Here is a 12,785-nt window from a genome sequence, read left to right on the forward strand (position 1 = left end):
ACCGCACAAAGCGGATAGTGACTACTTCTTCGGACGCTTTGTACCGTACTTGGAACGGCTCTGCATACGGCCGTCAACGCCGGCGGTATCGAGGGTCCCACGAATGATGTGGTAACGGACCCCAGGCAAGTCCTTTACACGGCCGCCGCGGATCAAAACAACCGAGTGTTCCTGCAAGTTGTGACCGATCCCAGGAATGTAAGCTGTGACCTCAATGAGGTTCGACAGACGAACACGAGCGTACTTACGCAAAGCTGAGTTTGGCTTCTTCGGTGTCATAGTGCCGACACGAGTGGCCACCCCACGCTTTTGCGGTGCTGGGTTGTTGGTCAGCGACTTCTTCTTACTGTTGTAACCGAAGTTCAGGGCTGGAGAGTCCGACTTCGTTACCTTACTTTTACGACCTTGGCGTACCAATTGGTTAATGGTTGGCATTCTAAGGTTCCTCCTTCCTGATTCTGACAGATATACAGTTTAAGTCCACACATCCAGGCGGTTCTTTTTTTGAAATAAAAAATGGCCGGCCCAGCGGCGAAGTGGTATTTCACCAGCTCGACGTCCGGGCAAACCCGAATTGACTGGAAAAAAGCACCTTTGATAGTGTACTATCTTCGCCCAGAGCATGTCAAGGAGAACTCCCATCGTTTGCGGAATGTTTTCTGTGGGGGTGAAGCCATGCTGACTCTTACTTACCTCGTCCTTAGCGCGGGCCTAATTGCCTGGCCACGGCAAGAAGGCAGCGGCCGGTTTCTGCAAGGCGTGCTGCTGGGTCTGGGGCTGCTGGTGCTAACCAGCTGGCACAGTGCTTTCATTCTACTTGGGTTGACCTACTTTGGCCAGTGGGATCTGCACCAGCGCCTGGTGCCGGCGCGGCTGTTTGACGGCTGGTGCCTCGTGATCGCCGCGACCACGCCGGAGCTGCACTGGGCCGTGGCCGCCTCTTGGCTGCTCGGCCTGGGGGTCTTGAGCCTGGCCACCGCAGGGATAGGCAGCGCCGACGTGCTCGCCATCGCGGTGCTGGCACTCGGCCTAAACCTGACAGACAGCCTCTTACTGGTTCTTGCCGCCTGCCTGTTTGGCCTCGCCCACTACCTCCTGCGATCAGGGTCAGTGCCGCTGCTTTTTCACCTGCATTTGGCTTATCTACTGCTGGCGCTGATCACGCCGCATTGACTGCACATAAAAAGACCCAACGCTGGCCAATGCCTGCGCTGGGTCTTTCAATGAATCCAGACTAGTCTTTTGAATCAGGTGAGTCCGTCTTAGCGGCGTCTTCAGCTTTCATCTTGGCTTCAAGGTCAGAGATCGAGTAGACGCTGTTTGAAACAGTGCCCACGGTCTTTGGCTCCATGTGACGGTAGGTGGCCATCCCAGTCCCAGCTGGGATGATCTTACCGATGATGACATTTTCCTTTAGCCCGATCAGCGGATCGTTCTTGCCGCGAATCGACGCATCGGTGAGGACACGTGTGGTTTCCTGGAAGGAAGCCGCAGACAGGAAGGAGTTGGTTTCCAGTGACGCCTTGGTGATCCCAAGGAGCACCGGCCGGCCGGTGGCAGGAATGCCGCCAGAAATCAGCGTCTTCTGGTTGCGGTCCTTGAAGTCAGCAATATCAAGCAGCGTCCCCGGCAAGATGTCGGTGTCGCCCGGATCCATGACCCGGATCTTGCGAAGCATCTGGCGCACCATCACTTCGATATGCTTATCGCCGATTTCAACCCCCTGCATCCGGTAAACCTTCTGGACTTCAGCCAGCAGGTAGTTTTCCGTGGTCAGGACGTCTTGAACCTTGATCAGTTCCTTCGGATCGATCGACCCACCGGTCAGACGGCCGCCGCGATCGACGTGGTCGCCTTCAGCAACCGCGACAGAGGACGCGTAAGGCACACTGTACGTCCGGGTGTCGGTCTTACCGTCCACCGTAATCTCACGGGTATGTTCAGCCGGATTTTCATCGATGGCAGAAACAGTCCCGTCAACTTCGGAGATGACCGCGAGCCCCTTCGGGTTACGCGCTTCGAAGATTTCCTGAACCCGGGGCAGCCCTTGCGTGATATCTTCGCCGCCGGCAACACCGCCGGTATGGAAGTTACGCATGGTCAGCTGAGTACCAGGTTCGCCGATCGACTGAGCGGCAACGGTGCCGACGGCTTCGCCGACTTCAACCTGCTCGCCAGTGGCCAAGTTGCGGCCGTAGCACTTTTGGCAAACCCCATGACGGGTGTTGCAGGTGAAAATCGAACGAATCGTGACACGTTCGATGCCGGCATCGACAATGGCTTGCGCCTTGTCTTCGTCGATCATTTCGTTCTTCTTGACGATGATCTCGCCAGAGTCAGGGTTAACGACAGACTTCGACGCGTAACGACCAACCAAGCGGTCGTAAAGCGGCTCAATCATTTCGTTGCCTTCCTTGATTGCCGAAACGACCAGGCCCCGATCGGTGCCACAGTCTTCCTCACGCACGATGACATCCTGCGCCACGTCGACCAACCGACGAGTCAGGTAACCTGAATCGGCAGTCTTCAGCGCGGTATCGGTCATCCCCTTGCGGGCCCCGTGAGTGGACATGAACATTTCCATAACGGACAGGCCTTCACGGAAGTTCGACAGCACTGGCACTTCCATCATCCCACCGTTAGGCGCAGCCATCAGACCACGCATGCCGGCAAGCTGAGTAAAGTTCGAAATGTTACCACGAGCACCGGAATCACTCATCATGGAGATTGGGTTGTTCGGGTCAAAGGCGTCGATCAGCTTTTGCTGAATTTCGTCCTTGGCGTCGTTCCAGATTTGGATGACCCGATCATGACGTTCCTGATCGGTGATCAGCCCGCGGCGGAACTGCTTGGAAACCGTCGCGACCTTCTTGTGGGCCGCATCAACGATTTCCGGCTTTTCTGCCAGTTCTGGCACGTCGGCAACCCCAACGGTCAAACCAGAATGAGTGGACTGGGTGTAGCCCAAGGTCTTCATGTCATCCAGCAGATCAGAGGTCCGCTGCACTTTGTAAACCTTGAACACTTCGGCAATGATGTCCGACAGGAAGCTCTTCTTAAACGGCTCAGTGATCGGTGCATCACGCAAGTAGGCATGAATGTCCTCGCCAGGCTTCAAGAAGTACTTGTCAGGCACACCGTTGACGATGTTGTCCTGTGTCGCAACGTTCAGGAACGGGAAGTCTTCTGGCATGATCTGGTTAAAGATCACGCGGCCGACTGAGGTCACCATGATCTGGTGACGCTGCTCGTCAGTGAATGGCTTCTTTGGCAGCGACGAAACCGCCAGGCCGATCCGGCTGTGCAGGTGCACGTCGCCGTTTTGCAAGGCCATCAGCACTTCGTTGGTGTCCTTGAAGATCATGCCTTCGCCTTCGCGGCCCTTCTGCTCCATCGTCAGGTAGTAGTTACCCAAAACGATATCCTGAGACGGGGTGACAATCGGCTTGCCGTCACGAGGGGCCAGAATGTGGTGGGCGGCCAGCATCAGCATGCGGGCTTCCGCTTGAGCCTCATCTGACAGCGGCACGTGGATCGCCATCTGATCCCCGTCGAAGTCGGCGTTGTAAGCTTCACAAACCAGCGGGTGCAGGCGAATCGACTTACCGTCAACTAAGACGGGCTCGAAGGCCTGAATCCCCAGACGGTGCAGCGTAGGGGCACGGTTTAACAGCACCGGCCGCTCCTTGATCACGTCTTCGAGCACATCCCAGATGTCCTCGTCTTCGCGGTCGATCTTGCGGCGAGCGTTCTTGATGTTGGAGGCCAGGTTGCGGGCAACCAGCTCATGCATCACGAACGGTTTGAACAACTCAAGCGCCATCGAACGCGGCAAACCGCATTGATAGAACTTCAGCGTCGGCATGACGTCGATGACAGAACGGCCGGAATAATCGACACGCTTGCCCAGCAAGTTCTGACGGAACCGGCCCTGTTTCCCTTTGAGCATGTGGCTCAGGGACTTCAGTGGCCGGTTGCCTGGCCCGGTGACGGGACGACCGCGCCGCCCGTTATCGATCAAGGCATCGACAGCTTCCTGGAGCATGCGCTTTTCGTTTTGCACGATGATGTTCGGCGCGTTCAGGTCAAGCAGACGCTTCAACCGGTTGTTGCGGTTGATCACCCGGCGGTACAGGTCATTGAGGTCGGAAGTCGCAAAGCGGCCGCCTTCCAGCTGAACCATTGGGCGCAGATCCGGTGGGATGACTGGAATGGTGTCCATGACCATCCAAGCCGGGTCATTGCCGGATTCCAAGAAAGCATCCAGAATGTCCAACCGGCGGATCGCACGGGTCCGCTTTTGGCCCTGAGCCTTCTTCAGGTCTTCCTTCAATTCGGCAACTTCCTTAGGGAGGTCGACCTTCTGCAGGAGTTCCTTGACCGCTTCGGCACCCATTTTGGCGTCAAAACCGGTCCCGTACTCGTCGCGCTTTTCGCGGTAATCACGCTCAGACAGCAGCTGCTTCTTTTCAAGCGGCGTGTCACCTGGGTCGATCACAACATAAGAAGCAAAGTAGATCACTTCTTCAAGGGCGCGTGGGGACATGTCCAAAACCAGACCCATCCGGCTCGGGATGCCCTTGAAGTACCAAATGTGGGAAACTGGTGCTGCCAACTCGATGTGGCCCATGCGCTCACGGCGCACCTTGGAACGAGTCACTTCGACCCCGCAGCGGTCACAAACAATCCCCTTATAGCGGATCCGCTTGTACTTCCCGCAGGCACATTCCCAGTCTTTGGTTGGCCCGAAGATGCGTTCATCAAACAGTCCGTCCCGCTCTGGCTTCAGTGTCCGGTAGTTGATGGTCTCGGGCTTTTTAACTTCCCCGTACGACCAACTGCGGATCTTGTCAGGCGAGGCTAGGCCGATTTGCATACTTTCAAACTTGTTGACATCAATCAAAGGGCTAACCTCCTATTTCTTAGTTTCGCCGGAAGTTGGCTGATCGGTCGCTACGTTCGCGGCGTCCTTGGCCTTCTTCTCTTCTTGCTCCTGCGCAAACTTAGCTAGGGCATCGACTGACACAACATCGTCATCGTCGTCGTCCATGTCGCGCAGCTCAATTTCATTCTTATCCTGATCCAGGACCTTCATGTCCAGACCCAGTGCCTGCAGTTCCTTGACCAGCACCCGGAATGATTCCGGGACACCAGGTTGTGGAATCTGCTCGCCTTTGACGATGGCTTCATAGGTCTTGACCCGGCCAACGACGTCATCGGACTTGTACGTCAGAATTTCTTGCAGGGTGTAAGCCGCCCCGTAAGCTTCCAAGGCCCAAACTTCCATTTCCCCGAACCGCTGACCGCCGAACTGAGCTTTACCACCCAGCGGCTGCTGCGTAACCAGGGAGTAAGGTCCAATGGAACGGGCATGGATCTTATCGTCGACCATGTGGGCCAGCTTCAGGTAGTACATGACGCCGACCGAGACCCGGTTTTCAAATGGTTCGCCGGTGCGACCATCATAGAGGATGGACTTGCCATCTGCGGCCATGCCGGCTTCCTTGACGGTTGCCCACAGGTCGTCATCGTTCGCCCCGTCAAAGACTGGGCTGGCAATGTGAATGCCCAAGTTGCGAGCCGCCATTCCCAAGTGGAGTTCCAGCACCTGCCCGATGTTCATACGGGAAGGCACACCCATTGGTGACAGGAGAATATCGACTGGCGTGCCATCTGGCAGGTACGGCATATCCTCTTCAGGCACAACGACCGAAACGGTCCCTTTGTTCCCGTGACGGCCGGACATCTTGTCGCCGACCTGAATCTTCCGCTTTTGGGTAATGTAGACCCGAACCATCATGTTCACACCAGGAGACAGCTCATCGCCGGCTTCCCGGGTGAAGATGCGGACGTCTTGAATGATGCCGCCGCCGCCATGAGGGACCCGCAGTGAGGTGTCACGCACTTCACGCGCCTTTTCGCCAAAGATGGCGTGCAGCAGACGTTCCTCAGCGGACAGCTCTGTGACCCCTTTAGGGGTGACCTTGCCGACCAGAATGTCGCCGTCGCGAACTTCAGCCCCGATGCGCACGATCCCGAATTCATCGAGATCCTTCAGCGCATCTTCGCCGACGTTCGGAATTTCACGCGTGATTTCTTCAGGCCCGAGCTTGGTGTCGCGGGCTTCAGATTCGTACTCCTCAATATGAATCGAGGTGTAGGCGTCGTCCTTGACCAGCTTCTCAGACAGCACAATCGCGTCTTCGTAGTTGTACATGTTCCATGTCATGAAGGCGATAACTGGGTTCTGGCCCAAAGCCAGCTCTCCATTCTCCATCGCTGGGCCATCGGCGATGATTTCGTCTTCGTCGACTTTGTCACCCAGACGCACGATCGGCCGCTGGTTGTAGTTCTTGCCGGCGTTCGACCGCTGGAACTTCATGAGTTTGTAAGTGTCTTGCGCGCCGTCATCGCGGCGGATCTTGATCACCTTGGCGTCGACATACTCAACGGTACCGGCGTGCTCAGCAAGCACGGCGATCCCGGAGTCGTGAGCCGCCTTGTATTCCATCCCGGTCCCAATCAGTGGGGCGTGCGGGTTGATCAAAGGTACAGCCTGACGCTGCATGTTGGCACCCATCAGCGCACGGTTCGAGTCGTCGTTTTCCAAGAACGGAATGCAGGCCGTCGCGACCGCGACAACTTGCTTAGGCGAAACGTCCATGTAGTCGATGTGGTCAGCAGTCGTTTCAATGTTGACATCCTTCGACCGGGCCAGAATCGCGTCTTCGGCAAACGAGCCGTCGTCGTTCAACTTGGCGTTGGCCTGAGCGACAACATAATTATCTTCCTCGTCAGCGGTCAGGTAATCGATTTTGTCGGTGACTTTATGCGTATCCCAGGACACACGGCGATAAGGGGTTTCGATGAACCCATACTTGTTGACCACCGCGTAAGACGCCAGACTATTGATCAGCCCGATGTTTGGGCCTTCAGGCGTTTCAATCGGGCACATGCGACCGTAATGTGTGTAGTGTACATCACGCACTTCGTAGCCGGCACGGTCACGCGTTAAACCACCAGGCCCAAGGGCAGACAGGCGCCGCTTATGCGTCAGCTCGCCCAGCGGGTTCGTCTGGTCCATGAATTGAGACAGCTGTGAACTGCCGAAGAATTCCTTGACCGACGCAACCACTGGCCGAATGTTGATCAACTGCTGCGGGGTGACCGTGGCGGCGTCTTGGATCGACATCCGCTCGCGGACCACACGCTCCATCCGAGACAGGCCAATGCGGAACTGGTTCTGCAGCAATTCACCCACGGAACGGATCCGACGATTACCCAAGTGGTCGATATCATCGGTTGAGCCGATGCCTTCCTGAAGGTTCAGGAAGTAATTCATCGACGCAATGACATCGGCTGGCATCAGGTGCTTGGCCTTCGGATCGATGTGACCGTTGCCGATCAGCTTGACCTCTTTCTCCGGGTTAACTTTCGAAAAGACCTTCACGACCTGCACGGTCATCGGATCAGTGACCACCCCTTGGTCGGACGGCTGGTAAGTGACGGTCTTGAAATCGTCACGATCTAGATAGCCGCCAAGCGTGTCCATAACGTGGCGATCGATCTTGTCGCCCTTTTGCGCGATGACTTCACCGGTATCTGGATCCGCCAGCGTTTCTGCCAAGGTCTGGCCAAGGAGGCGAGTCTTCAGGCTCAGCTTCTTGTTGACCTTGTAGCGGCCGACAAAGGCCATGTCGTAGCGCTTCGGATCAAAGAACCGGGCGTACAGCAAGGACCGTGAAGAATCGGCAGTCTTCGGCTCGCCTGGACGTAGCCGTTCGTAAATATCCTTCAACGACTCGTCGGTACGCGAATCGTCGGTGTTCTTGTGAACATCCTTTTCCAGTGTCAGCATCAAGGAATCGTTGTCGCCAAAGATATCCAAGATGTCCTGGTCGGCGCCAAAGCCGAGTGCGCGCACCAGCTCCGTCATTGGAATCTTGCGCGTGCGGTCGATCCGCACATACGCCAGATCCTTGGCGTCGGTTTCGTATTCAAGCCAAGCCCCGCGGTTTGGGATCACCGTGGCACCATATGTGACACGCGAGTTCTTGTCGGTGGCGCTGTTGTAGTAAACGCCAGGACTACGGACCAACTGAGAAACGATAACTCGCTCAGCGCCGTTAATGATAAACGTGCCTTGCTTGGTCATCAGCGGGAAGTCGCCAAAGAACACGTCCTGACTCTTGATCTCGCCAGTCTCGTGGTTCGTCAAGCGCAAGGTGACGTGCAGCGGCGCCGAATAGTTAGCGTCGTGTTGACGCGCTTCATCAACGGTATATTTTGGTTCCAGCAACTGATAATCAACATATTCCAAGGACAGTTTGCCCTGGAAATCTTCGATCGGCATGATGTCGTCGAACATTTCCTTTAAGCCTTCGTCAAGGAACCACTGATAGGAGTTGGTCTGGATCTCGATCAAGTTAGGCAGATCGAGAACTTCTTTGATGCGGGAATAGGAACGGCGAGTGCGGTGTTTGCCGTAATTCACTAAGTGTCCTGCCAAATTGTTCACCCCTCATTGGATTTTTCGGCCATCTTGACTGTAAATTTAATGTAACGATTGTTAAATTTAGAATACAGTCGGTGGTTAGCGGACGTTTTGAGCAAAAAAAAACGAAAAGCAGACGATGATTCACACCGGTACTACTTTTACGTTTTTATATGTCACGACGGACAATAGATCGCCGCAACTGATGTCCTAGCCGAAATGCAATTGCACTAATGTTACCTCGTTTAGGACGGCTTGTCAATCTCCCCTGATTACGCGTGGACCGGCTCTTTGGCCTTTTGCGCGGGCTGCTGGCCCTTCTTAATATGGAAGGTCAGCTTGCCTTTCGTCGCGCCGATGGTGATCGTGTCCCCTGCGCTGGCCTGGCCGGTCAACAGAAGTTCGGACAGCTGATCCTCAACGTCACGCTGGAGTGCCCGGCGAATCGGCCGCGCCCCGTACTCCGGATCAAACCCTGCCTTGGCAACGGCATTGATGCCAGCTGGCGTGATTTTGACCGTGATGTCCTGATCGCTCAGGCGGTGCAGTAATTGCTTGGTCATGATCTTAACGATCTCATGCAACTCTTTTTCCGTCAGACTGTGGAACACGACGGTTTCGTCGATTCGGTTCAGGAACTCCGGCCGGAACGCCTTCTTCAGCTCTTCCAGCATCCGCGACTTCATGGACTTGAAGTCCTGGGTTGGACTTTCCTTACCAAAGCCCACTGCCTTGTCGTCTCGCAGCGAGGTCGCCCCAATGTTGGACGTCATGATCAAAATGGTGTTGCGGAAATCGACCCGCCGGCCCTTTGAATCGGTGAGGAAGCCATCGTCTAGGACCTGAAGCAAGATATTGAAGACGTCTGGGTGGGCCTTTTCGACTTCATCCAGCAGCACGACGGAGTATGGTTTGTTACGCACCTGCTCGGTCAGCTGGCCGCCTTCGTCGTACCCGACGTAGCCAGGGGCCGCACCAATCAGCCGACTAGTGCTGTACTTCTCCATGTATTCAGACATGTCGACCCGGATCATGGCGTCTTCTGCGCCAAACATTGCCTCAGCCAGTGCCTTGGCGAGTTCGGTTTTGCCGACCCCAGTCGGGCCGAGAAACATGAACGACCCGATTGGCCGCGTTGGGTCCTTGAGGCCACTGCGCGCCCGGCGGATCGCCCGCGAAACGGCAGACACTGCTTCGTCTTGCCCAACGACGCGCTCATGCAGGACCTTCTCCAGGTTGACCAGCCGCTCGGATTCTTTCTTCTGCAGCTGGGTGACCGGCACGCCGGTCCACTGGGACACCACTTCGGCCACGTCTTCCGGACCCACCTTCACGTCGGTCCGCACGCCGTTGGCATCCACTGGCTCAGGCGCCGCGTCAATCTTGGTCCGCAGCTTCTGCTCTTTTTCACGGATCGTTGCGGCAGTTTCGAAGTCCTGATGCATGATGGCATCGTCCTTGGCCTTGACCGTTTCCTTCAGCTGCTTTTGCAGCTTATCGGCCTTGGTTGGGCGATCCGCCTCATCCAAGCGCACCTTCGCCGCACTTTCGTCCATCAGATCGATGGCCTTGTCGGGCAAAAAGCGGCCGGAAATATAGCGACTGGACAAGGAAACGGCCTCGTGCAGCGCCTCGTCGGTGATGGTGACCCCGTGATGCGCCTCGTAGCGCGGCCGCAGCCCCTTGAGAATCTGTTCGGCCTCCGCCTCACTTGGCTCCTCAACAGTGATTGTCGCAAACCGCCGCTCGAGCGCAGCGTCTTTTTCGATGTACTTCTGGTACTCATCCAGCGTCGTTGCACCGATCAGTTGCAGTTCGCCGCGCGCCAGTGACGGCTTCAAAATATTGCTGGCATCGATTGCACCTTCAGCGCCGCCCGCCCCGATCAGGGTGTGCAGTTCGTCGACAAACAGGATGACATTGCCGTCTTGATAAATCTCATCGATGACTTTCTTGAGCCGATCTTCAAACTCGCCGCGATACTTAGTGCCTGCGACCAACGAGCCCATGTCGAGCGCCATCAAGCGCTTGTTCTTCATGTCGTCCGGCACTTCCCCGGCGACGATCTTCTCGGCAAAGCCCTCGGCAATCGCCGTTTTACCGACGCCCGGTTCCCCGATCAGCACCGGGTTGTTCTTGGTACGCCGGGCCAGGATCTGAATCAGCCGACGGACTTCCTTGTCGCGGCCAACCACTGGATCCATGCGGTTTTCGCGCGCCAGTTGGGTCAGGTCACGCGCCAGGCCATCAAGCGTTGGCGTCCCATGACTGGCCGGCCGACCGCCGCGCGGTGCGCCAGCGGCCCCGCGGTGCTTAGCTGCGGCGTCTGAAATGCCCATTTTCTTCAAAACCAGCTGCCGAGTTTTAGCGAGGCTAAGATCCAGGTCCTGCAAAATGCGGGCTGCCAGGATGTCGTCTTCGCGCAAGAGCCCCAGCAGAATGTGCTCGGTCCCGATTTTAAGGGCGCCGAGGCGCTTGGCTTCATCGCCGGCAAAACTCAGGATTTCTTTGCCCTTCGGTGAGTAGGGCAGATAAGCATCCTTGCTCTGACTGCCTTCGTCAACCGTCCCATAGCCGGTAAAGCGTTCAATTTCATCATGAATATCTTGTTCGGAAATGCTGAGCTGACGCAGCGTCTTGCCGGCGATCCCCTCTTGCTCCATGACGAGCGCCATCAGCAAGTGCTCCGTTCCCACGGCATGGTGGTGGAAGTACTTGGCTTGTTCCTGTGCAATCATCAGTACATTTTTTGCACTTGGGGTAAATAAGTTGTCCATAAGCACGCTCCCTTTGATAACTTCAAATCTGCTCAGCAAACATTAAAAACAAATTAATTGGGTTCTATCTTTCATACCGCAAACTGTCGAGAAAAGCAAGTAGCAGTCGTGCACGCAAGGTCTCTTCCGCCTCACGGTCCCCCATGTTCAAAGTCTGGTGGCTCAGCACGGCCAGCATCATGTTGCCTGACTGCCGATCGATCAAATCGGCGTCGTACAGCTGTTGGATCAGTGCCTCCCCATCCCGCTCCCGAAGCAGCTGCGGGATATTTTGGGCCATCAACGAGATTAGGTCCTGATCGTCTCGCAGGTGCACCTTGAGTATGCGAATATAGCCACCCCCGCCGCGCTTGCTTTCAACCACGTATCCGCGCTGAGGGGTGAAGCGGGTCTTGATCACATAATTGATTTGGGACGGGACGCAATTGAAGTGCTGGGCGATTTCAGCGCGGCTGATTTCGACCTGCCTCGAGGAATCGAGCATGGCTTTCAGATAATGTTCGATCACATCGGAAATGTTTTGTCCTTGCATTCGCTTCACCCTTTTTGACTTTGACTAATCTTGACCTTAATTATACTGGTTCTCAGCGAAAAAGCCAGCACCGTTCACCGCGCCTGAATACACAAAAAAACTGATGTCGACTGACATCAGTTGCAGATCGGGAAAACAAGATTCGAACTTGCGACCTCTACGTCCCGAACGTAGCGCTCTACCAAGCTGAGCTATTTCCCGATGAAGCGGAAGACGGGATTCGAACCCGCGACCTCCACCATGGCAAGGTGGCGTTCTACCACTGAACTACTTCCGCAATGCAATTGCCGGGAGGAACCCGGGATGCACCCAGTAGGAGTCGAACCTACAACCTTCTGATTCGTAGTCAGACACTCTATCCAATTGCGCTATGGGTGCATAAAATGTAATGCCGAGAGTCGGGTTCGAACCGACACGGTAATCACTTACCGCAGGATTTTAAGTCCTGTGCGTCTACCAGTTTCGCCATCCCGGCAGCTCGTGAAAGCGGAAGACGGGATTCGAACCCGCGACCTCCACCATGGCAAGGTGGCGTTCTACCACTGAACTACTTCCGCAAACTGGTAAGATGCCGACTAGAGGGTTCGAACCTCCGACCCCCTGTTTACAAGACAGGTGCTCTGCCAGCTGAGCTAAGTCGGCGTAATGCGGGTGAAGGGACTCGAACCCCCACGGTATTAACCACTAGAACCTAAATCTAGCGCGTCTGCCAGTTCCGCCACACCCGCAGATGAAGAACCTAATGGAAATGAGCCGTGACAGGCTCGAACTGTCGACCCTCTGATTAAAAGTCAGATGCTCTACCAACTGAGCTAACGGCTCAATGGAGGATACAGGGCTCGAACCTGTGACCCTCTGCTTGTAAGGCAGACGCTCTCCCAACTGAGCTAATCCTCCATCAATATAAAGCGCGGCAGCTTCCTACCCTCGCAGGCAGTCACCCACCAACTACTCTCGGCGTAGAGAAGCTTAACTTCTGTGT

General features: G+C 55.7%; 6 protein-coding genes and 9 tRNA genes. 1 reads left to right on the top strand and 14 read right to left on the bottom strand.

Annotation, left to right across the window (positions count from 1 at the left end):
• Positions 1-21: 21 nt before the first annotated feature.
• Entirely contained in the window at positions 22-435 is a 414-nt protein-coding gene (gene rpsL / locus JUF21_RS06495) for a 30S ribosomal protein S12 (RefSeq protein ID WP_125757207.1), read from the bottom strand.
• Positions 436-675: 240 nt separating this feature from the next.
• On the opposite strand from rpsL, the gene JUF21_RS06500 reads away from it, so the two are divergent.
• A complete protein-coding gene (locus JUF21_RS06500) occupies positions 676-1,173 on the top strand; it encodes a hypothetical protein (protein WP_203663591.1) in 498 nt (165 codons plus the stop codon).
• A 61-nt stretch (positions 1,174-1,234) separates the two neighbouring features.
• Here the strand turns inward: JUF21_RS06500 and rpoC are convergent, their stop codons facing one another.
• From rpoC to JUF21_RS06565, 13 genes are all read right to left on the bottom strand, one after another.
• Entirely contained in the window at positions 1,235-4,903 is a 3,669-nt protein-coding gene (gene rpoC / locus JUF21_RS06505; RefSeq protein ID WP_203624807.1) for a DNA-directed RNA polymerase subunit beta', read from the bottom strand.
• Positions 4,904-4,915: 12 nt separating this feature from the next.
• Positions 4,916-8,518, bottom strand: coding sequence for a DNA-directed RNA polymerase subunit beta (locus tag JUF21_RS06510; RefSeq protein ID WP_304599175.1), 3,603 nt, complete (start codon positions 8,516-8,518; stop codon positions 4,916-4,918).
• Positions 8,519-8,766: 248 nt separating this feature from the next.
• Positions 8,767-11,271 (bottom strand): ATP-dependent Clp protease ATP-binding subunit, encoded by a 2,505-nt coding sequence (locus JUF21_RS06515; RefSeq protein ID WP_203663593.1) that lies wholly within the window; start codon positions 11,269-11,271, stop codon positions 8,767-8,769.
• Positions 11,272-11,335: 64 nt separating this feature from the next.
• Positions 11,336-11,803, bottom strand: a complete 468-nt coding sequence (locus tag JUF21_RS06520; protein ID WP_203624809.1) for a CtsR family transcriptional regulator — start codon at positions 11,801-11,803, stop codon at positions 11,336-11,338.
• Between the two features lie 127 nt (positions 11,804-11,930).
• A tRNA-Pro gene (locus tag JUF21_RS06525) sits at positions 11,931-12,004 on the bottom strand.
• Between the two features lie 4 nt (positions 12,005-12,008).
• Positions 12,009-12,080: transfer RNA gene (locus JUF21_RS06530), tRNA-Gly, on the bottom strand.
• 27 nt (positions 12,081-12,107) lie between these two features.
• Positions 12,108-12,181: transfer RNA gene (locus JUF21_RS06535), tRNA-Arg, on the bottom strand.
• A gap of 11 nt (positions 12,182-12,192) precedes the next feature.
• A tRNA-Leu gene (locus JUF21_RS06540) sits at positions 12,193-12,278 on the bottom strand.
• Positions 12,279-12,288: 10 nt separating this feature from the next.
• Positions 12,289-12,360, bottom strand: a tRNA-Gly gene (locus tag JUF21_RS06545).
• Between the two features lie 12 nt (positions 12,361-12,372).
• A tRNA-Thr gene (locus JUF21_RS06550) sits at positions 12,373-12,445 on the bottom strand.
• A 4-nt stretch (positions 12,446-12,449) separates the two neighbouring features.
• A tRNA-Leu gene (locus tag JUF21_RS06555) sits at positions 12,450-12,531 on the bottom strand.
• A 21-nt stretch (positions 12,532-12,552) separates the two neighbouring features.
• Positions 12,553-12,625 (bottom strand) — tRNA-Lys (locus JUF21_RS06560).
• 2 nt (positions 12,626-12,627) lie between these two features.
• Positions 12,628-12,700 (bottom strand) — tRNA-Val (locus tag JUF21_RS06565).
• Between the last annotated feature and the right edge of the window lie 85 nt (positions 12,701-12,785).

Origin of the sequence: Lacticaseibacillus sp. 53-4 (assembly GCF_016861805.1) — a bacterium.
Classification (GTDB): domain Bacteria; phylum Bacillota; class Bacilli; order Lactobacillales; family Lactobacillaceae; genus Lacticaseibacillus.

Excerpts from the sequence above, each read along its gene's own strand:
- rpsL (WP_125757207.1), bottom strand. The coding sequence starts at position 435 with ATGCCAACCATTAACCAATTGGTACGCCAAGGTCGTAAAAGTAAGGTA.
- JUF21_RS06500 (WP_203663591.1), top strand. The coding sequence starts at position 676 with ATGCTGACTCTTACTTACCTCGTCCTTAGCGCGGGCCTAATTGCCTGG.
- JUF21_RS06515 (WP_203663593.1), bottom strand. The coding sequence starts at position 11,271 with ATGGACAACTTATTTACCCCAAGTGCAAAAAATGTACTGATGATTGCA.
- JUF21_RS06520 (WP_203624809.1), bottom strand. The coding sequence starts at position 11,803 with ATGCAAGGACAAAACATTTCCGATGTGATCGAACATTATCTGAAAGCC.